22 protein-coding genes are annotated in these 19452 nt (G+C 71.3%); 15 read left to right on the forward strand and 7 right to left on the reverse strand.

Annotated features, from left to right (window positions below; all coding sequences use genetic code 11):
• The coding region (locus tag MZC64_RS31890) for a M23 family metallopeptidase (protein ID WP_308301093.1) at positions 1-1463 on the reverse strand (1463 nt) is incomplete at its 3' end.
• Between the two features lie 16 nt (positions 1464-1479).
• Between MZC64_RS31890 and rpsB the strand changes: the two genes are divergently transcribed.
• The 5 genes from rpsB to MZC64_RS31915 all read left to right on the forward strand — a co-directional run bounded on the left by rpsB (position 1480) and on the right by MZC64_RS31915 (position 5630).
• Positions 1480-2307 (forward strand): 30S ribosomal protein S2, encoded by an 828-nt coding sequence (rpsB, locus tag MZC64_RS31895; RefSeq protein WP_247760545.1) that lies wholly within the window; start codon positions 1480-1482, stop codon positions 2305-2307.
• A 97-nt stretch (positions 2308-2404) separates the two neighbouring features.
• Positions 2405-3220: a translation elongation factor Ts gene (gene tsf / locus MZC64_RS31900; RefSeq protein WP_247760544.1), complete on the forward strand. Its 816-nt coding sequence runs from the start codon at positions 2405-2407 to the stop codon at positions 3218-3220.
• Between the two features lie 132 nt (positions 3221-3352).
• Positions 3353-4093, forward strand: a complete 741-nt coding sequence (gene pyrH, locus MZC64_RS31905; RefSeq protein ID WP_185011698.1) for a UMP kinase — start codon at positions 3353-3355, stop codon at positions 4091-4093.
• Positions 4094-4165: 72 nt separating this feature from the next.
• A complete protein-coding gene (gene frr / locus MZC64_RS31910) occupies positions 4166-4723 on the forward strand; it encodes a ribosome recycling factor (protein WP_247760543.1) in 558 nt (185 codons plus the stop codon).
• Between the two features lie 4 nt (positions 4724-4727).
• Positions 4728-5630: a phosphatidate cytidylyltransferase gene (locus MZC64_RS31915; protein ID WP_374205809.1), complete on the forward strand. Its 903-nt coding sequence runs from the start codon at positions 4728-4730 to the stop codon at positions 5628-5630.
• A gap of 4 nt (positions 5631-5634) precedes the next feature.
• Here the strand turns inward: MZC64_RS31915 and MZC64_RS31920 are convergent, their stop codons facing one another.
• The gene (locus MZC64_RS31920) at positions 5635-6453 is read right to left on the reverse strand and encodes a VOC family protein (protein WP_247760542.1); all 819 of its coding nucleotides are present in this window, start codon (positions 6451-6453) and stop codon (positions 5635-5637) included.
• 101 nt (positions 6454-6554) lie between these two features.
• On the opposite strand from MZC64_RS31920, the gene MZC64_RS31925 reads away from it, so the two are divergent.
• From MZC64_RS31925 to MZC64_RS31960, 8 genes are all read left to right on the forward strand, one after another.
• On the forward strand, positions 6555-7280 hold the full coding sequence (locus MZC64_RS31925; protein WP_247760541.1) for a class I SAM-dependent methyltransferase: 726 nt from the start codon (positions 6555-6557) through the stop codon (positions 7278-7280).
• 18 nt (positions 7281-7298) lie between these two features.
• Positions 7299-8375 (forward strand): low specificity L-threonine aldolase, encoded by a 1077-nt coding sequence (locus MZC64_RS31930; protein ID WP_247760540.1) that lies wholly within the window; start codon positions 7299-7301, stop codon positions 8373-8375.
• A gap of 49 nt (positions 8376-8424) precedes the next feature.
• Positions 8425-9531 carry a 23S rRNA (adenine(2503)-C(2))-methyltransferase RlmN gene (gene rlmN / locus MZC64_RS31935; protein ID WP_247760539.1) on the forward strand — a complete coding sequence of 369 codons (1107 nt, stop codon included), beginning with the start codon at positions 8425-8427 and terminating at the stop codon, positions 9529-9531.
• Positions 9532-9588: 57 nt separating this feature from the next.
• On the forward strand, positions 9589-9834 hold the full coding sequence (locus tag MZC64_RS31940) for a plasmid stabilization protein (protein ID WP_247760538.1): 246 nt from the start codon (positions 9589-9591) through the stop codon (positions 9832-9834).
• Positions 9831-10256, forward strand: coding sequence for a type II toxin-antitoxin system VapC family toxin (locus tag MZC64_RS31945; protein ID WP_247760537.1), 426 nt, complete (start codon positions 9831-9833; stop codon positions 10254-10256). Before MZC64_RS31940 ends, MZC64_RS31945 begins: the two co-directional genes overlap by 4 nt.
• A 65-nt stretch (positions 10257-10321) precedes the next feature.
• Entirely contained in the window at positions 10322-10933 is a 612-nt protein-coding gene (locus MZC64_RS31950) for a hypothetical protein (protein WP_247760536.1), read from the forward strand.
• A gap of 6 nt (positions 10934-10939) precedes the next feature.
• The gene (locus MZC64_RS48895; RefSeq protein WP_247760535.1) at positions 10940-12193 is read left to right on the forward strand and encodes a DUF2716 domain-containing protein; all 1254 of its coding nucleotides are present in this window, start codon (positions 10940-10942) and stop codon (positions 12191-12193) included.
• Positions 12181-12630 (forward strand): hypothetical protein, encoded by a 450-nt coding sequence (locus MZC64_RS31960; RefSeq protein WP_247760534.1) that lies wholly within the window; start codon positions 12181-12183, stop codon positions 12628-12630. The genes MZC64_RS48895 and MZC64_RS31960 overlap by 13 nt, the downstream gene beginning before the upstream one ends.
• On the opposite strand, the gene MZC64_RS31965 is transcribed toward MZC64_RS31960, so the two are convergent.
• Genes MZC64_RS31965 through MZC64_RS31985 form a run of 5 tightly spaced genes read right to left on the reverse strand, consistent with a single transcriptional unit; the run spans position 12606 to position 17465 of the window.
• Positions 12606-12944 carry a hypothetical protein gene (locus tag MZC64_RS31965; RefSeq protein WP_247760533.1) on the reverse strand — a complete coding sequence of 113 codons (339 nt, stop codon included), beginning with the start codon at positions 12942-12944 and terminating at the stop codon, positions 12606-12608. The genes MZC64_RS31960 and MZC64_RS31965 overlap by 25 nt on opposite strands.
• 19 nt (positions 12945-12963) lie before the next feature.
• Positions 12964-13617 (reverse strand): response regulator transcription factor, encoded by a 654-nt coding sequence (locus MZC64_RS31970; protein WP_247760532.1) that lies wholly within the window; start codon positions 13615-13617, stop codon positions 12964-12966.
• Positions 13618-13660: 43 nt separating this feature from the next.
• On the reverse strand, positions 13661-14350 hold the full coding sequence (locus tag MZC64_RS31975) for a helix-turn-helix transcriptional regulator (protein ID WP_247760531.1): 690 nt from the start codon (positions 14348-14350) through the stop codon (positions 13661-13663).
• Positions 14347-15720 carry a type VII secretion protein EccE gene (locus MZC64_RS31980; RefSeq protein ID WP_247760530.1) on the reverse strand — a complete coding sequence of 458 codons (1374 nt, stop codon included), beginning with the start codon at positions 15718-15720 and terminating at the stop codon, positions 14347-14349. Before MZC64_RS31980 ends, MZC64_RS31975 begins: the two co-directional genes overlap by 4 nt.
• 11 nt (positions 15721-15731) lie before the next feature.
• A complete protein-coding gene (locus MZC64_RS31985; RefSeq protein ID WP_247797766.1) occupies positions 15732-17465 on the reverse strand; it encodes a BTAD domain-containing putative transcriptional regulator in 1734 nt (577 codons plus the stop codon).
• 63 nt (positions 17466-17528) lie between these two features.
• Between MZC64_RS31985 and MZC64_RS31990 the strand changes: the two genes are divergently transcribed.
• Positions 17529-18182 (forward strand): response regulator transcription factor, encoded by a 654-nt coding sequence (locus MZC64_RS31990; protein WP_247760898.1) that lies wholly within the window; start codon positions 17529-17531, stop codon positions 18180-18182.
• Entirely contained in the window at positions 18179-19432 is a 1254-nt protein-coding gene (locus tag MZC64_RS31995) for a HAMP domain-containing sensor histidine kinase (protein WP_247760528.1), read from the forward strand. Before MZC64_RS31990 ends, MZC64_RS31995 begins: the two co-directional genes overlap by 4 nt.
• Positions 19433-19452 lie beyond the last annotated feature (20 nt).

Genomic DNA, 19452 nt, shown 5'->3' on the forward strand with positions numbered 1-19452 from the left:
AGCTGATTTGGGTTGGGTTGGGTTGGGTTGAGGGCTGGGAGAGGAACCTGGAGCTGGGAGCTGGGTTGGAGGCTGGGCTGGGAATCGAGTGGTGGGTTGGTGGCAGGGACTCGGAGCCAGCCGGCCGCTGTGAGGCTGGGCCAGAGGCCAGAGGCCAGAGGCCAGAGGCCAGGTGGTCGGGCGGTCAGGTGGCGGGGACGTTGTGGGGAAGTTGCGCCGGGGCCTGGGGCGGGGCGGGCTTCGTGGTGAGTGGGACCCGGGGTGGCGCGTTGGCGGGGCTGGCGGTGGGTGGCTGGGTTTGGCGGGTGGGGCGCGGGCTTGTGGGGTGGGGGTTGGGTTGTGGGGTGGGGGTTGGGCTGTGGGGTGGAGGTTGGGCTGTGGGGTGGGGGTTGAGTGGGTGGGGCGCGTGGATTGGTTGGGGTTGTGGGGTTTGTGGGGTGGGTGCGTGTGGCTGGTGGGAGGGCGGGAGTGAAGGCGGGGGCGGGGTTGGGGTTGGTTTGGGGTGGGGGCAGGGGGAGTAGGCGGGGTTTGGGGTGGGCTAGTAGGTGGAGGGGGTTCAGGTAGGTGTGGTGGCGGCGTAGGCCCCAGTGCAGGCAGGCGGGGGTCGGGCAGCCGGGGTGGCCTGGGGCGAGGGTGCCGAGGGGTGCGGCGGTGGGGACTTGTTGGCCTTGGTGGACCTGGGGGATTACGGGCTCGTAGGTGGTGTTGAGGCCGTTGGGGTGGTGCAGGGTGATCACGCCTCTGCCTGCCACCGGGCCGGCGAAGGTGACCGTTCCGGCTGAGGCGGCAAGGACGGGGGTGCTGGGTGGGGCGGACAGGTCTATGCCTCGGTGGCCTGGGCCGTAGCGGTGCTGCGGCGGGGTGAACCGCCGCAGCACCGCCGGCCGACCGGGGAGCGGCCAGACCCACCTGGTGCTGCGGGGGTACAGCGGGGGTGGGGCGGCGCTACGGACCGCGGTCGGGGCTGCCCCGGCCTCCGCCGCACATCCGGCCAGGGCCGTGGTCACCAGGGCGAGTGCGGTCGCCAGGACCAGGGCCTTCACCACGACGACCGCCTTGACGGCCAGGTGGGCGGTCGTCCGGGAGGTTGTGGTGTTGGCGGGGGTGTGGGGGTGGTGGGGCATGGGTCCACCGTGGCGGGGGTGGGGTGGGTTGGGCCAGGGGGTGGGGTGGGGGGTGTGGATAAGTGGGGTTATGTGGATAAGTCGCGATCTTGGGGAGGGTGGATTCGGAGTTCGGTGGGGTGGGGGCGTATGCTTTTGGCGCGGTCCGTCTCTGTGCGGACTGACTTCGCGTGTCAGCGCAGGTCTCACGATGTGAGACGCGTGGCCCGGTGGTCCTGGATCTTCCGCAGGTTGGGAGGCCCGGGTTCGGGCTGCGGCCCTGACACCAGGGCGAGTGGCCGACCGGTCGCTCGCGGCAACCATTCCGCGTGCCGGTTTATCCGGTGCGCCTGAGCACATGAGGTGTCATCCGGCCATGGCCGTCGTCACCATGAGGCAGCTGCTTGACAGCGGCGTGCACTTCGGGCACCAGACCCGCCGTTGGAACCCGAAGATGAAGCGCTACATCTTCACCGAGCGCAACGGCATCTACATCATCGACCTTCAGCAGACGCTGACCTACATCGACCGGGCCTACGAGTTCGTCAAGGAGACGGTCGCCCACGGCGGCACCATCCTGTTCGTCGGCACCAAGAAGCAGGCGCAGGAGGCCATCGCCTCCCAGGCCCTGCGGGTCGGCATGCCCTTCGTCAACCAGCGCTGGCTGGGCGGCATGCTCACGAACTTCTCCACCGTGCACAAGCGTCTTCAGCGCCTCAAGGAGCTGGAGTCGATGGAGCAGACCGGTGGCTTCCAGGGTCTCACCAAGAAAGAGATCCTGATGCTCACCCGTGAGAAGGACAAGCTGGAGAAGACCCTCGGCGGTATCCGCGACATGGCCAAGGTGCCGAGCGCGGTGTGGATCGTGGACACCAAGAAGGAGCACATCGCCGTCGGCGAGGCCCGCAAGCTGGGCATCCCGGTCGTGGCGATCCTGGACACGAACTGCGACCCCGACGAGGTCGACTTCCCGATCCCGGGCAACGACGACGCGATCCGGTCGGCCGCGCTGCTGACCAAGGTCGTCGCCGAGGCCGCCGCCGCCGGCCTGATGGCCCGCTCCGGCCAGGGCAAGGCCGCCGAGGGCGAGGACAAGCCCGGCGCCGTCGAGGAGCCGCTGGCCGAGTGGGAGCAGGAGCTGCTGGTCAACGCGACCGCGGGCGCTCCCGCCCCCACCGAGGGCGAAGCAGGCGCCCAGTCCTGATCAACGACCTCCGCCCGGCCGTCGCGCCGGGCGGAGGCTCGTCAGGCTCCTCCACCCCGCACCCCGTTGCGTACCGAATAAGGACGGACGACGCACGATGTCGAACTACACCGCGGCTGATGTGAAGCGGCTCCGTGAGCTGACCGCCGCCGGCATGATGGACTGCAAGAAGGCGCTCGAAGAGGCCAATGGCGACTTCGACAAGGCCGTCGAGATCCTGCGCATCAAGGGCGCCAAGGATGTCGGCAAGCGCGCCGAGCGCACCACCGCCAACGGCCTGGTCGCCGTGTCCGGTGGGGTCATGGTCGAGCTGAACTGCGAGACCGACTTCGTCGCCAAGAACGACGACTTCCAGGCGCTGGCCGACAAGGTCCTGGCCGTGGCGGTCGAGGGCAAGATCGGCGATCTGGCCGAGCTGAAGTCCGCGAAGCTGGACGAGGGCACCGTCGAGGACGCCGTGCTCGGCCTCTCCGCCCGCATCGGCGAGAAGCTGGAGCTGCGCCGGGTCGTCTCCTTCGACGGCTCCGTCGCGGTCTACCTGCACCGCCGCTCCTCCGACCTGCCGCCGGCCGTCGGCGTGCTGGTGGAGTACACCGGCACCAACGAGGACGCCGCCCGTGGCGCCGCGATGCAGATCGCCGCGATGAAGCCGCGCTACGTCACCCGGGACGAGGTGCCCGCCGACATCGTCGCCAACGAGCGCCGGATCGCCGAGGAGACCGCGCGGGAGGAGGGCAAGCCCGAGGCTGCCCTGCCCAAGATCGTCGAAGGCCGCGTCAACGGCTTCTTCAAGGACTCCGTGCTGCTGGAGCAGGCCTCCGTGCAGGACAACAAGAAGAACGTCAAGGCCGTGCTCGACGGCCAGGGCGTCACCGTGACCCGGTTCGCCCGGTTCGAGGTGGGCCAGGCCTGAGCGGCCTGACCCGATGAACATCATCTGGTCCGAACGAGGACCATGAGGCTGTGCCCCGCCTTCACCTGTGAGGGCGGGGCACAGTTTCGCAAGCAAGGGCCGCCCATGGCCTGACGAGGAGGACGGTTGACCGTGACCGGGGACGGCGCAGCACACACCGGCTATCGCAGGGTGTTGCTCAAGCTCGGCGGGGAGATGTTCGGCGGCGGCGAGGTCGGCGTCGACCCGGATGTGGTGCAGGCGGTCGCCCGGCAGATCGCCGACGTGGTCGCCACCGGCGCCCAGATCGGCGTGGTCATCGGCGGCGGCAACTTCTTCCGCGGCGCCGAGTTGCAGCAGCGCGGCATGGACCGTTCCCGGGCCGACTACATGGGCATGCTCGGCACGGTGATGAACTGCCTGGCACTGCAGGACTTCCTGGAGCGCCAGCACGGCATCGACACCCGGGTGCAGACCGCGATCACCATGGGCCAGGTCGCCGAGGCGTACATCCCGCGGCGCGCGATGCGGCACCTGGAGAAGGGCCGCGTGGTCATCTTCGGCGGCGGCGCGGGCATGCCGTACTTCTCCACCGACACCACCGCCGCCCAGCGCGCGCTGGAGATCGGCTGCGAGGTCGTGCTCATGGCCAAGGCCGTGGACGGCGTCTACACCGCCGACCCGAAGCTGGACCCCGAGGCGCAGCGGTTCGAGCACATCACGCACAACGAGGTGTTGCGCCGCGGCCTGAAGGTGGCCGACGCGACCGCCTTCAGCCTGTGCATGGACAACAACATGCCGATCATCGTGTTCAACCTGCTGGTCGAGGGCAACATCGCGCGCGCGGTGCGCGGTGAGAAGATCGGCACACTGGTCAGCACCCCTGCCGGCTGAACGCCTCCCCAGCCGTGCTGGGATGGTGACACAGCTACCAGCGGAGCCGGCCAACGAGATTTAGGAGCAGCCGTGATCGACGAGACCCTCCTCGATGCCGAGGAGAAGATGGAAAAAGCGGTGGCTGTGGCCAAGGAGGACCTCGCCGCGGTCCGCACCGGCCGGGCCACGCCGGCGATGTTCTCCCGCATCGTCGTCGACTACTACGGCTCGCCCACCCCGATGAACCAACTGGCCGCGGTGAACATCCCCGAGGCCCGGATGGCGGTCATCAAGCCCTATGACCTCAGCCAGCTCAACGCGCTGGAGAAGGCGATCAGGGACTCCGACCTCGGGGTGAACCCGACCAACGACGGCTCGATCATCCGGGTGCTGATCCCGCAGCTCTCCGAGGAGCGCCGCCGGGAGATGGTCAAGGTCGCCAAGGGCAAGGGTGAGGACAGCAAGGTCTCCATCCGCAACATCCGGCGCAAGTGCAAGGACGAACTCGACCGCATCTCCAAGGACGGCGAGGCGGGCGAGGACGATGTGGCGCGCGCGGAGAAGGAACTGCAGACGCTGACCGACAAGTACGTCCGCCAGGTGGACGAGCTGGTCAAGCACAAAGAGACCGAACTACTCGAGGTCTGAGCGGGTGTCGACCGGCGATCGTGAGGATGCGCCCGGAGCGTCGTCGGACGTTCCGGGCGCTGCTTCGTCAGCTTCTTCCGGCGCCGGACGGCAGTCGAAGGCGGGCCGGGATCTCGGCGCCGCGATCGCCGTCGGCGTGCTGCTGGGTGCGGCGATTCTGGTGTCCCTGCTGACGATCAGGGAACTGTTCGTGGGCGTGGTCGCGCTGGCCGTGCTGGCCGCGACCTGGGAGCTGTCCGGGGCGCTGCGCCGCGGCGCCGGCATCGAGGTGGCCCGCTGGCCGGTGCTCATCGGCGGGCAGGCCATGGTGTGGCTGTCCTGGCCGTTCGAGCGCAACGGGTTGTTGTCGGCCTTCGTGGTGACGGTGCTGGCCATCCTGGTCTGGCGTTTCCGCGGTGGCATCGACGGCTACCTGCGCGATGTCGCGGCCTCGGTGTTCACCGCGGCCTACGTGCCGATGTTCGCCGCCTTCGCCGCGATGCTGGTGGTGCCGGAGGACGGCGCCGGCCGGGTGCTGTGCTTCCTGATCGGCGTGGTCTGCTCGGACACCGGCGGCTACGCGGCAGGGGTCTTCCTGGGCAAACACCCGATGGCGCCCTCGATCAGCCCGAAGAAGTCCTGGGAGGGCTTCGCCGGGTCGATGGTGGCCGGGGTGGTCTCCGGCGCGCTCACGCTGCCGCTGCTGCTGGACGGCGCGTGGTGGCAGGGGATGCTCTTCGGCGCGGCCCTGGTGGTCACCTCGACCGTGGGCGACCTGATGGAGTCGGTGATCAAGCGCGATCTCGGGGTCAAGGACATGGGCACGCTGCTGCCCGGTCACGGCGGTCTGATGGACCGGATGGACTCCCTGCTGCCCTCGGCCGTCGTGTCCTGGCTGCTGCTGCGCGCGTTCGTGCCCTCGCTGTAGCCGGTCAGTCGTCGTACGGGTCGTCCACCGCGCTGGTCGACTCGCTGCGCCGGGAGCTGTCCACCACAGTGAAGGTGCCGCCGCTGGGGTCCTCCAGGATCGCGAGCCTGCCGAAGGGCGAGTCGAACGGCTCGTAGCTGATCTTGCCGCCCAATTCGGCCGCGCGGGCCGCGATCGCGTCCGTGCCGACGGCCGGATCGACGCCGAAGTAGACCATCCAGTGCGCGGGCACCTCGTGCGGGAACTCCGGGCCCATCCGCATCCGCCCCACCAGGGGTTCGCCGTTGCGGAACCAGGTGGCGTAGTCGAAGCTCGCGCCGTCGCCGATCTGCTCCTGCCGGAAGTCGAACAGCCCGCCGAAGAAGACGTCCGCGCGCTGGCCGTCCCTGGTGTTCAGTTCGGCCCAGGACAGCGTGCCCGGCCTGCCGGTGGCGAAGTGCCAGCCCTGTTCGGTCTCCCAGAACCCGATCACGCCGCCGGTCGGGTCCTTGGCCACCAGCAGGTAGCCCTTGCCTGGCACGTGCACCGGGCCGCTGAGCACCGCACCGCCGGCGGCCTCGATGTGCTTGGCGGCCACCTCGGCGTTGGTGACGTGCAGGTACAGCGTCCAGCCGAGGAAGCGGGCCTGGTCTCGCCTGGCCAGGTAGACCGCGCCGACCGGTTCGCCGTCCAGCCGGGCCTGGCGGTAGCCGTTGACCTCGGGCTCGAACTCCCAGCCGAACAGGCCCGAGTAGAAGCGGACGCAGGTTTCCGGATCATCGCTGGCGACGTCCACCCAGCACGGGTGGCCGCCGGAGGGATCCAAGGGCGCGGGACTGTGCATACGGGTGCTCCTGATCGGGTGGGGAAGCCGACGGCCTGAAATTACGCCCGGCGACCGACAATCCCTGTGACGAAAGGCATTCAGTTGTCAAACTGTTCGGCGTGAGTTCGACCGCGGAGAACGCAGGCGTGGTGCCCAGCCCCAACATCTGGCACTGGCCGGATGTGTACGAGACCGAGAACCAGGCCCAGGACAGCGCGGGCGCGATCTGGCGAGCCCTGCGCGCGGAGGTCGACTGGGCGGGCCGGGACGTGCTGGACGTGGGCTGCGGCGACGGCTTCCACCTGCCGGTCTTCGCCGCCTCGGCCCGTTCGGTGCTCGGGGTCGAACCGCACCCGCCCCTGGTCGAACGGGCAGCCAAACGGGTGGCCGGGTTGCCCAACGTGTCCGTGCTCGCCGGGTCGGCGCAACGCCTTCCGCTGCCCGACGGGGCGGTCGACCTGGTGCACGCGCGCACCGCCTACTTCTTCGGACCCGGCTGCGAACCGGGGATCGCCGAGGCCATGCGGGTGCTGCGGCCGGGCGGCGCGCTGGCCGTGGTCGACCTGGACGGCGCCCGGCCGCCTTATGGCAAGTGGCTGCGTGCTGACGTGCCCGGATACCACCCGCGCCGGATCGAGAAGTTCTTCACCCGGCTGGGGTTCTCCTGCCACCGGATCGAGACCCTGTGGCGGTTCACCGATCGGGAAAGCCTGGTCCGGGTGCTCTCGATCGAGTTCTCCGCGAAGGTCGCGGCGCGCGCGATCGCGGATACCGCGGGGCTGACGATTCCGGTGGGTTACCGGCTGCACGTGCTCCGGAAATCCAGCGGCCTGCTGCTGCCCTGAGCCCCTACTGTGCCGGGCATGCCCGCTGCCACCTCGCCGCTCCGGTCGCTGTCCCTGCACGCCCCGCACCGCGGCGCGCCCGAGTTGATGCTTGTTCGCCTGGCGAACCAACTTTCGCCTGGCGAACAGCCCTATGACGCGGTGCCTAGGCTGGAGCAGCGGATCGCCGGGCTGCTGGGCAAGCAGGCCGCGGTGCTGTTCCCGACCGGCACCATGGCCCAGCAGGTCGCGATGCGGCTGCACGCGGAGGAGCGCGGGCGGCGGGCGGTGGCCTTCCATCCGTACTGCCACCTGGACGAGTCCGAGCAGCAGGGCTACACGGTGGTGCACGGGCTGCACGGAGTACGGGTCGGTGAGCGGGAGCGGCTGCTCACCCTGGCGGAGTTGACGGAGGTGGGCGAGCCACTGGCGGCGTTGCTGCTGGAGCTGCCGCAGCGCAGCATCGGCGGGCAGCTGCCGGAGTGGGACGACCTGGTGGCGCAGACCGGCTGGGCGCGGGCGCGCGGCGCGGCCGCGCACCTGGACGGCGCGCGGCTGTTCCTGGCCCAGCCGTACTACCAGCGGCCGCTGGCCGAGATCGCCGGGCTGTTCGACTCGGTCTACGTCTCGGCCACCAAGGGACTGGGCGGGATCTCGGACGCGGTGCTGGCCGGCACCGAGGAGTTCTGCCGGGCGGCCCGGGTCTGGCGGCACCGGCTGGGTGGCGCGGCCGAGGTGGCCTGGCCGTCGGCGCTGGCCGCGGAGTGGTCGCTGGACGCCAACCTGCCGCGGGTGCCGGAGTACCTGGCCACCGCGCGGGAGCTGGCGCGCGGGCTGCGTGGGGTCGAGGGCGTCGAGGTGCTGTGCGATCCGCCGCAGACCCCGCTGTTCCACCTGCACCTGGCGGCCAGCCCGGAGTCGGTGCTGGTGGCGGGGGAGCGGCTGAGCGAGGAGCGCGGGGTGTACCTGCCGCGTTATGCCGGGACGATGCCCTCGCCGAGGATGAGTGCGATCGAGATCACCGTGGGCGACCAGTTCGACGACGTGCCGGTCGCGGAGGCGGTGGAGCTGCTCGGCGAGCTGGTGGCGCGGGCCCGGAAGCTGGACCAAGCCTGAGGAGCGTGGTAAGGAGCACCCCCGCCGACGTGGGACACTGGTAGTCGCCATGACTTCGTTGCCCCTCGTGTTCGACGCCCCCAAGCGCGGCCTGCCGCCGCGGCACCTCGCCGACCTCTCGGCCGAGCAGCGCCGCGACGCGGTGGCCGAGCTTGGCGAGAAGCCGTTCCGCGCGAACCAGCTCTCCAACCACTACTTCGGCAGGCTCACCGCCGATCCGGCCACGATGACCGACATCCCGGCGGCCAGCCGGGACCGGCTCACCAGCGAGCTGATGCCGCCGCTGTTCACCGAGCTGCGCCGGGTGAGCTGCGATGAGGGCACCACTCGCAAGACGCTGCTGCGCGCGCACGACGGCACGCTGATCGAGAGCGTGCTGATGCGCTACCCGGACCGGGCCACGCTGTGCATCTCCAGCCAGGCGGGTTGCGGCATGGCCTGCCCGTTCTGCGCCACCGGCCAGGGCGGGCTGCAGCGCAACCTGTCCACCGCGGAGATCGTGGAACAGGTCCGGCTGGGCGCGGTGGCCATGCGCGACGGCGAGCTCCCGGGCGGGCCGGGCCGGCTGTCCAACATCGTGTTCATGGGCATGGGCGAGCCACTGGCCAACTACCGCCGGGTGATCGACGCGGTGCACCGGATCTGCGACCCGGCGCCGAACGGGCTGGGCATTTCGCAGCGGTCGGTGACGGTGTCCACGGTCGGGCTGGTGCCGGCGATCCGGAAGATGACCGAGGAGAAGTTGTCGGTCCGGCTCGCGGTGTCGCTGCACACCCCGGATGACGAGCTGCGGGACACGCTGGTGCCGGTGAACACCCGGTGGAAGGTCGCCGAGGTGCTGGAGTCGGCCCGTGGGTACGCCGACCGCACCGGGCGGCGGGTGTCCATCGAGTACGCGCTGATCAAGGAGATCAACGATCACGGCTGGCGGGCGGATCTGCTGGGCAGCCTGCTGCGCAGGCATCTCGGGCAGCTGGCGCACGTCAACCTGATCCCGTTGAACCCGACGCCGGGTAGCAAGTGGGATGCGAGTCCGAAGCCGGTGGAGCGGGAGTTCGCGCGGCGGGTCGAGGCGCAGGGGGTGACCTGCACGGTGCGGGACACTCGTGGGCAGGAGATCGCCGCGGCCTGTGGGCAGCTTGCCGCTGAGGGCTGATGGGCGTGGTTGCTTTGGTGCTAGCATTGACTGCAATGACAGCATCGGAGGTGGATCATGGCGGTCCTGACGATCCGCGACTTCGACGAGAGTCTGAAGGCGAAGCTCCGGGTGCGCGCGGCTGAGCACGGTCGGTCGATGGAGGCCGAGGTGCGCGCGATCCTCGCGTCGGTGCTGACCAGGTCGGAGTCCGGGCCGGGCATGGGGTCGAGGATTCGGCAGCGTTTCGCTGATGTCGACGAGGTGGCGTTCGAGCCGCCGCGGCGGGTGGAGCGGGCCCGAGCGGCGGAGTTCCCTGAGTGATCGTTCTCGACACCAACGTCATTTCCGAGCTGATGCGGCGAACCCCGAACGACGCGGTGGTGCGCTGGATTGACCGGTACCCGGCCGAGGAGGTCTTCCTCACCGCGGTGACCGCGGCCGAACTGGCGTACGGGGTCGAGCGGATGCCGGACGGTCAGCGCAAGACCGTGCTGGCGGTCAAGGTTTCCGAACTCCTGACCGAGGACTTCCAGGGTCAGATCCTGCCGTTCGACGGTGGGGCGGCGGTGTACTACGGCGAGATCGCGGCCGTGCGGGACCAGCGTGGTCAGCCGATCAGCACGGCGGACGCGCAGATCGCCGCGATCTGCCGACGGTTCGCGGCCTGCCTGGCGACCCGCAACACCAAGGACTTCGCCGACACCGGCATCACCCTGCTCGACCCGTGGGGCGCCGGGTCTTAGACCGGGGTCCGACCGCAGGGCTGAAATCGTTGGAGCACCGGGGATCGACGCGTCATGATCGCCGGGTGAGCGAAGCACGGCAGCTGCGGCGTTTCGATTTCGAGCCCGCCTATGTGGTCGAGGTTGAGCCCGAGTACCCGGCCACTGGTGAGTGGTCGTGTCCGGTGTTCGCCTTTGACCCGGACGGGCGCGTGATCGACGAGGCTGGCTGGCGGTTCGGCATGCCGCGGGTGATCCGGGTGACGCCGACCGACGCCGCGGAGTGGGTCGGTCTGTTTCCGGCGCGCCTGCCCGGCCGCGCGGATGGGGTTTTCGCGGGGCCGGGGGCCGGGCAGATGTGCGTGGTGGTGGACGGGCTTGCGCAGGTGGTGCGGGTGGACGAGCCTGCTGCGGGGGCGGTCGTCGTGGGTGAGCCGGTGAATCAGGTTGTCCCGGTGGCGGGGGCGGCGCTGTTGTTGCTGGTGACGTATACCGACCTGGTGGCGATCGGGCCGGACGGGGTCGCGTGGGAGTCGGCGCGGTTGGCGTTGGACGGGTTGCGGGTGGTGGCGGCGAGTGCCGCGGGCATCCGGTGCACGGCTGATTCGTGGCAGATGGACGGGTCCACGGAGAGCTTCGTGGTGGCGGTGGCTACCGGCGAATTGGGTTGCCGGGGTGGGGATCGGGCTCAAGACTGAGCCGCTGTGGATGTGGCTGGGTTGTGGTCGCTGTTCGACGGGCAGCTTCGGGCGCGGGTGCCTGAGTGGCCGCCGCTCGGGGCGGTGTTCGAGCGGGATGAACTGGTTGTCCGCACTCATTACGGCACCCACGGCACGGTCAGTCATCCCGATCTTTCCGCTGATGGTCTCGATGAGTTGATCTCGCGGCAGGTGCGGGTCTTCGCTGAGCGGAACGAGCCGGTCGAGTGGGTGGTGTACGGGCTCGGGGAGCCTGCGGACCTGGGGGATCGGTTGGTGGCGGCCGGTTTTACGGCCGGGTGGACGCGTCAGCTGTTCCTCGCCGACCTGGCGCGGATCAACATCGAGTACACGCTGCCGGATGGCGTGGAACTCAAGCAGTTCGAGGACGTGCCGGAGTTGGCCGCGGCCACGGGCCCGCACCGGTCGCCATTCGCCGAGTTGTGCATCGACGGCCAGCGAGAAGGCTGGAACCTGCAGACCGTCACCTTGTTTCGGCGGGGCCGAATCGTGGCCGCGGGCTGGGTCGACCTGGTGCAGGGAACGGATTTCGCGGTGATCGGCGGCATGACCGAGCCACAGCCGGCGATCCTGTCGAAGCTGTGCGAGGTGGCGCACGGGCGCAGTCGTTATCCCCGGATCCGGGGTAGGTCGCACATCCTGGCTGAGGCGGACGGCGTGTTGGCGGAGCTGCTGACCAGTGCGGGTTTCCGGTCGATCACCTCGGTCACCACCTACCACCTCCCGTCAACTCGGCCGGCTGCCCACGAGCGACCGGCTGTGGCACTGGATGAACCGGAGCACACGCGGATCTGGGATCGCGTCCATACGGATTTACGGTTCGTACCAGGCGTGGAGTCGATGCCTGCCATCGCTGAGCCTGCTGCCTCGGTCACCTGGCAGCTGGGCGCGCTGGCCGGTGAATCAGCTGGGGCTGAGCTGGAGCGCGTCATCGAGCGAGGTCTGCGCGCCTGCGTCAAACCCGGCGAGCCCCTGTACTGGCTGGACTGGTACCACACCCCCTACCGTTTTGACCCGGATCGCGTGGGTGGCCCAGGACAGCCGGAGTGGTTTGGCGAGGCCTGTCCCAACGGCGACTACTACCTCTATCTCACGCCAGACCTGCGGCTGGGCACCTTCGGACATCCCCATGAGAAATCGCTGTGTGTCTTCGGGGCCGATCTGTTGGCTGAGGTCGAGCAGGATCTCACCGCGTTGCTGGGCAAGGTGTTGCGGCGAGGTGGGGTATGTACGAGCTGAACGCGATCATCGGTGCGGTCGACCTGCTGCGGACGCGGGCAGTGGGGTTCGAGCAGGCCGTCGTGGTTGAGTTGCGGCAGGGGCTGGGGTTGGTGCCGGTGACGGCGGAGTTGTTGCGGGAGTGGGGTTCCGGGGTCGACGGAGTGCTGGCGGAGTGGTCGAGGTCGGGGCCGATTGCCTTGGTGGAGGCGGACTTCTTCGGTGGGGAGGGTTCGCAGTCCGCGGTGGTGTGGCGGGATGGCGAGGTTGACTGGGGGCCGGTGTTCGCCGAGGAGTTCCGGGGGCCGTGGCGAGAGTGGCCGATCAACGCGGCGCTGGACCGGCTGGGTGCGGTGAGTGGCGGCGGGGATTTGTTCGACGCGGTGGGGCTTGGCGCGGAACGGGATGTGGCCGACTGGGTGGCGCGGGGGCGTCAGTCGCCGACGAACCAGAGGTAGCTGCCGGGGGTGTGGGCGCAGTCGCGGAGCAGGTTGTCGAGGTCGCGGACGGCGGCGGACTGCTCGGGGGTGGTGCACTTGGCCAGCAGGGCAGGGATTTCGTGGCGGGCGGCTTCGGCTTCCTGTTCGTTGAACTGGGTGTTGCCGCATGGGTCGATCCAGGGGAGTTTGCCGGGGTCGGTCTCGCGCAGGGTGGCCAGCGCGTCGGCCAGGTCGTAGCCGTGGTCGTAGGAGCCGCGGAGCAGGGTGGCGCGGGAGGACTTCCAGCTGCGGGTGCTGGGGCGCTGGGAGTGCAGTTCGAGTTCGATGCCCATGGTCAGACCTCGGTGGTGGTCAGCGGAGGAAGTAGCCGGTGCCCTTCACGGTGTGCAGCATCGGGGGCGGGCCGAGTTTGCGGCGGAGCTGGGCGATCACCACGTCCAGCACGTTGGAGGCGGGGGCGACCAGTTCGTCCCAGGCAGCGGCGATCAGGTCGGGGCGGCTGACCGTGCCGCCGCCGGCCAGCAACAGGCGGTGCAGCACGGCGAATTCCTTGCCGGTGAGGTCCAGGCGGGCGCCGTCGCGGTGGGTCTCGTGCCGGGCCGGGTCCAGTTCCAGGCAGCCGTGGCGCAGGACCGGGACCGGGGTGCGGCCGGTGCGGCGGCACAGGCTGCGGACCCGGACCACCAGTTCGATCATCGCGAAGGGTTTGACCAGGTAGTCGTCGCCGCTGGCCAGGCCGTCGATCCGGTCGGCGACGCTGTCCCGGCCGGTCAGGAACAGCACCGGCACCGGCCAGCCGACGCTCCGGCGGGCCGCGACATAGGACAGGGCGTCGCCCGCGGGCAGCATCCGGTCGAACACCACGCAGTCGTAGGCGTTGACGCTGAGCGCCTCATCGGCTTCCGGCAGGTCGGTGGCGACGTCGACGGCGAATCCCGCGCCCCGCAGGGATCCCTCGACCGCGACCCGCAGGTTCTCGTCATCCTCGGTGACCAGTACCCGCACAGCGACAGACTGTAGCTGACCCGCTGCGCGTCGCGGGCCGGGATCAGCCGACGCGGTCCATCAACCAGCCGCGATCCGCCGCCTTGGCGCCGGCCTGGAACCGGCTGCGCGCGCCGAGCCGGTTCATGATGTCGGAGACCATCCGGCGGACCGTGCGTACCGAGATCCGCAGCCGGGCCGCGACCGACTCGTCCGTGCACCCGTCGAAGAGCAGGGTGAGCAGCTCGCGTTCGCGCACCGTCAACTCGGCCGCCTCCGGCAGATCCGAGGCGATCAGCGGCACCGCCGCCGGCCACACCCGCTCGAACAGTTCGGTGGTCGTGCGCACCACCCCGGCCAGCCGGAACATCGCGATCCGGCCCGGGTAGCCGTCGGTGCCCTCGGCGGGCAGCACGGCCACCGAACCGTCGATGACGAAGGCGTCCATCGGCACCTCGGGCAGCGTGCGCACCTCCGCCCCGGCCAGTGCCAGCGCGCTGAGCTGGAGCGATGCCCCCGGCGCGGTGCGGATCTGGTCGGTGACCAGCACCCGGTAGCGCACGCCGCGGCGCAGGTTGTCGTGGTCGATCTTGCGGAAGGTGGCCAGCGGGCGCGGGAACGCGGTGTTGCCGCGTCGGGCCACCAGCACCTCCCTGCTCGCACCGGCGAGCTGGGTGTCCACCGCGGTGGAGGTCGGGGCTGGGGCGCGGTCGGCCGGGCGCAGCAGGGAGAGCACGGGAGTCTGGCTGTTCACAGCGGGTTGCCTCCGATCGGCATGGTCGCGGCGAGGGCGCGGGCGTGGTGCCCGTCGAGTCGTTCCAGGCGTACGCCGAGGCGTTCGCCCAGGTAGGTCAGGTCGGCGGCGGCCGCGTCGACCACGGCGCCGTTGGTCGCGGCGATCCGGAGCACCGCGGTGGGCTCCCGGTCCTCGCCGGTGCTGACGGCCACCGTGATCGCCACCCCCGGCGCGGTGGCCAGCAGGCGTTCCAGCAGCGGACCGCGGTCCGAAGTGGACAGTTCGGCGAAGCCGGCGAGCCGGAATCCGGCCTGGGCCACCGCGCCCGCCCGCCAGAACCGCCAGTCCTCCCGGGTCTCGCCGCGGCCGGATCCGGTGTGGGTGAGCGCGGGCAGCACCGCCCGGAGGTCCTCTTCGGACAGTGCGTCGGCCGGCAGTCCGGCGCGGGTGAGCCTGCGCAGCACCCGGCGGACGGTGTTGGCCAGCGCGGTGGTCAGGTCCTCGTCCCGGCAGATGTCCGGATCCCGCAGCGCCCGCACCGCCAGCCAGGTGCGTGGCGGCCGGTCCCGCACCGGGCCGGTGTGCACGACCAGGCGGGCGCCGAACTCGGGCATGTCCGGATCCGGATCGGGCAGCAGCGCCCCGGCGGCCGCGGCACGCAGGAACTCGCTGTCGGCGGCCCGGGGTTGCAGCACCACGACCAGTTCGTCGGGATGGCTGAGCAGGCCGGCCGGGACACCGCCGATGGTGGCGGTGCGGGCGCGGGTGGCCGGGGCGAGCAGGGTCAGCAGGGCGGCCGGATCGTGTTCGGGGGCACCGAGATCGTGATCGCGGCGGCGGAGCGTGTGCCGGATCCGGGTGGCCAGCAGGGTGGTCAGCCAGCGGCCGCGGACCCGGATCGCGGTGAGCGCGAGCAGGGCGGCGCTGACGCCGAGCGCGGTGGCCAGCGGCCAGGGGCGGCCGATGGCGAGCACGGTGCTGATCGCGGCGAGCTGCCAGCAGAGGATGCGCAGGGCGGGGAGCTGGAGGCGGCGGGCCGTGCTGGGCGCCGCGGGTGGCGGCGGGGTTGGCGCGACCGGGCGGGGCTGGGTGTGGCGGACGGAGGTGGCGGCCGCGAGCACGAGTCCGGGGTGCGGGTTGGCTGGCGGCACGGGGCGGGTGACCGCGTGCGGCGAGGGGTGCACGGGGCGAGTGACGGCGTGCGGCGAGACCTGCGCCGGGAACGCGCCGCTGTGCTGGGCCGGGTGGGCCGGGCCGGTGTGCCGCGGGGGCGGCGCCGGGCGGGTGACCGCGTGCGGCGGTGCGGTGTTCGGCTGGATCGGGCCGGTGGTGCGGGTGGTCAGGCCGGTGGGCCAGCCGGGCTCGGGTGACCGGGGATGCTGCGGCATGGGTGCGCTCCTCACGCGACGCGGGCGTTGGACAGCGGGCGGGCGGTGCGGCGGGCCCGGTCGCGGATCAGCGGGTGGGTGCGGAAGCGGCCCGCGCCGGGGGCGTCCAGGAGGTGGTGGTCGGTGAGTTCCTCCAGCAGGTGCCGGGCCTCCGGCTGGGGCAGGCCCAGGTGCTGGGCGGCCTGGCGCAGCTCGAACTCCGGCGGCAGCGTGGCCAGGGTGTGGAAGGCGACCCGCGCGCCGGCGGAGAGTCGCCGGTACGAGCCGGTCACCTCGGGGGCCAGCTCGTCCCGGCCGCGGTCGGTGCCGAGCCAGTCGGCCAGGTCCGCGGTGCTCCACAGTGGACGGACGGCCAGCCGGGTGGCGGCGGCGTGCAGCGCGGCGGGCAGTCCGGCGCAGGCGGTCAGCACCGCGGTCAGCGGGGACAGCGCGGTCAGCGGCTGCTCGCGCGGGCCGGCCGCGGTGTGGAACAGACTGGCGGACTCGTTGTGCGACAACAGGGTCAGCGGGTACCGGGTTTCGCCGGGCAGCCGCCAGCCGCGGGTGCGGGTGGTGATCAAGGTCAGGCTGGCCGACGGGCCGGGCAGCAGCGGGCGGACCTGGTCGGCGTCGGCGGCGTCGTCCAGCACCAGCAGCACCCGGCGGCGGGACAGCTCCGAACGCCACAGCGCCGCGCACTCGTCGGCGTCGGCCGGGATGGCGGTGTGGCCGAGGCCGCGGAGCAGCCGGGCCAGCGCGTCGGCCGGGGTCAGCGGGTCGGTGTGGCCGCGCAGGTCGAGGAAGAACTGGCCGTCGGGGTAGCGGGCGGACAACCGGTGCGCGGCGTGGATGGCCAGCGCGGTTTTGCCCACGCCGGTCATGCCGTCGAGCACCACGGTCCCACCGGGAGCGGCCCGGTCCAGCGCGCTCAGTTCGGCGCCGCGGCCGGTGAAACCGGGGATGTCCCTGGGCAACTCGCGTCGCGGCTGGGCAGCGGTGTCGGCGGTGAGGGCCTGCTGGTGCGCCTGGGCCAGCGCGGGACTGGGATCCACGCCCAGCTCCTCGGCCAGCATCCGGCGGGCCTGGCGGAAGGCGGCCAGCGCCTCGGCCCGGCGGCCCGCCGCGTGCAGGGCGCGCACCAGGTGCGTCCACGCGCCCTCGCGCAACGGGTCGTCGGTGGTCAGCCCGCGCAGGATGCCGATCGCGGCCTGCGTCTCGCCCGCGGCGAGCTGGGCCTCGGCCAGGGTTTCGCGCAGTTCGCGGCGGGTCTCCTCCAGCCGGTCCGCGGCGGCCTGGAAGTCCGTGCCGGGCAGGTCCTCGAACGCCCGGCCACGCCAGTGCGCCAGTGCCGCGGTGAGCAGCGTGATCGCGGTGTGTGGATCGCCCCCGGCCAGTGCCGCGCGGGCCGCGCTCGCCTGCCCGGCCACCTGGTCCGCGTCCAGCTCGCCCGGCTCCACCCGCAGCCGGTACGCGCCGGGCCTGCTGTCGATCCGGGACCCGCTCGGCGCGGGCGGCAGCACCCGGCGCAGGCGGCAGATGTAGGTCTTGAGATTGGCCTCGGCCGAGGCGGGCACGGCCTGTTCATGCCAGGTCGACTCGATCAGACGGCCCACCCGTACCCACGCGTTAGGGTGCAGCAGCAAGGTAGCCAGCACCGTGACGGGCTTCCGCGCACCAAGCTCGAGCACCGCCCCAGCCGGGTCGCGGGCCTCGGTCGGGCCCAGTACGTGGAAGAGCAACATCCCCGCCCCCAATCGCGATCGCACTCACCATCCCTGCGGCCACATGAGGTTTCCATGACACGACCGGGATTGATCCCCGTGCGCGTTCTGGTGGTCGAGGACGACGATGACCTGCGCTTCGCCGTCGCCGCGGAGCTGCGGGCGGCCGGGCTGACGGTGGCCGAGGCCGCCGATATCGCCGCCGCCGACCAGGTCGTGCGCGCCGGTGAGCACGCCTGCGTGGTCTTCGACCGGATGCTGCCCGACGGCGACGCCATCACCTATGTGCACCAGCGGCGGCAGCAGGGCTGGGCTACCCCGGTGCTGTTCCTGACCTCGCTGGACAAGCTCGCCGACCGGGTCGCCGGGTTCGAGCACGGCGGTGACGACTACCTGGCCAAACCGTTCGCGGTGGCCGAGCTGACCGCCAGGGTGCTCGCGCTGTGCCGGCGCGCGGGCAGCGGCAGGCCCTCGGTGCTGCGGCACGAGGACCTGGAGATGGACTGCGCCCGCCGCGAGGTCCGCCGGGCCGGGGTGCTGCTGACCGTCTCCGACAAGGAGTTCGCCGTGCTGGAGCACCTGCTGACCAGGGCGGGCCAGGCGGTCTCCCGGACCGAGCTGATCGAGCACTGCTGGGACTCCAGCGCCGACCCGATGTCCAACGTGGTCGACGCGGTGGTCAAACGCCTGCGTGCCAAGCTCGCCGAACCCCGGCTGATCCACACCCTGCACGGTCGCGGCTTCCGGCTGGGCTCGGCGTGACCACCACCTCCGCCGAGGGGCTGCGCCGCCTCCGCCGCCTGCTCACCCTGCTGTTCACCGTGCTCAACGCGGCCGGGCTGATCCTGTTCGCCTACCTGGTGATCCGCGAGGACCGGCAGCAGGGCGAGCAGGCCATGGACGCCGAGCTGCGCCAGACCGGCGCGGTGGTGGCCCGGCTGGTCAGCTACCCCGGCATGCTCGACACCGAGCCGCTCGGCGACGACCAGCTCGACAACGCCTGCCCGCAGATCACCGTGCTGGAACGGCATCCCGACGGCTCCTGGACGACCAAGCACACCAGCAAGAAGCCCTGCGCCAAGGTGCCGGAGACCACGCTGACCAGTCTGGCCCGGCAGTCCGTCGACACTCACAGCATGATCAACAGCTACCAGCGTGGTGTCGGCGGCGAGCTGCTCAGGGTGTCGGTGGACGCGCTGAAGATCCCCACTGAGCGTTACGTGGGCGCGGTGGTCACCGCGATGGACGCGCGCGAGGTCGAGGACCGGCACGACCGGCGGGTGCTGATCGTGTTCGCGGTGGGCACGCTGCTGCTCGGCGCCTGCGCGCTGGCCGGGCACATCTTCTCCGGCCGGGCCATGCGCCCCGCGGTGGACGCGCTCGCCCAGCAGGAGGCGCTGCTCGGCGATATCGCGCACGACCTGCGCAAACCAGTGGCCGCGCTGCGCGCGCTGGCCGAGACCGCGCTGCGCAACCCGGACCAGCACGCCGAACTGCTGCCGCGCGCGGTCCGGTTGTCCGCGCGGATGGGCGGCATCATCGAGGGCCTGCTCATGCGGGCCCGCTTCGCCGCCGGGGTGCAGGAACTGGCCCGGCAGCCGATCTGGCTGGACCAGCTGGTCGCCGGGGTGGTCGAGGACACCCCGCCGGAGGGCGCGCGGATCACGCTGACCACCACCCCCAGCAAGGTCAGCGCGGATCCGGTGCTGGTGCAGCGCGCGGTGGCCAACCTGATCGGCAACGCCCTGCAGCACGGGCGGCAGCCGGGTGCCACGGCGGTGGTGCACGTCCACGTCACCGACAACCGGATCACCGTGGCCGACCAGGGCCCCGGCATCGACGCCGAACGCGCCGAACTCGCCCTGGACCGCTTCACCAGCGGCGGCGGGTCCAGCGGGCTGGGACTGGCCATCGTGCGCTGGGTGGCCCAGGCGCACGGCGGCACGCTGCGGGTGTACAACGCCGAGCAGGGCGGGGCGATCTTCGAGCTGGAACTCCCGGCGGGTGACTGAGCTGTGTACCGGCCGTGGAT

It is taken from the genome of Crossiella sp. S99.2, assembly GCF_023094165.1.
Classification (GTDB): domain Bacteria; phylum Actinomycetota; class Actinomycetes; order Mycobacteriales; family Pseudonocardiaceae; genus Crossiella.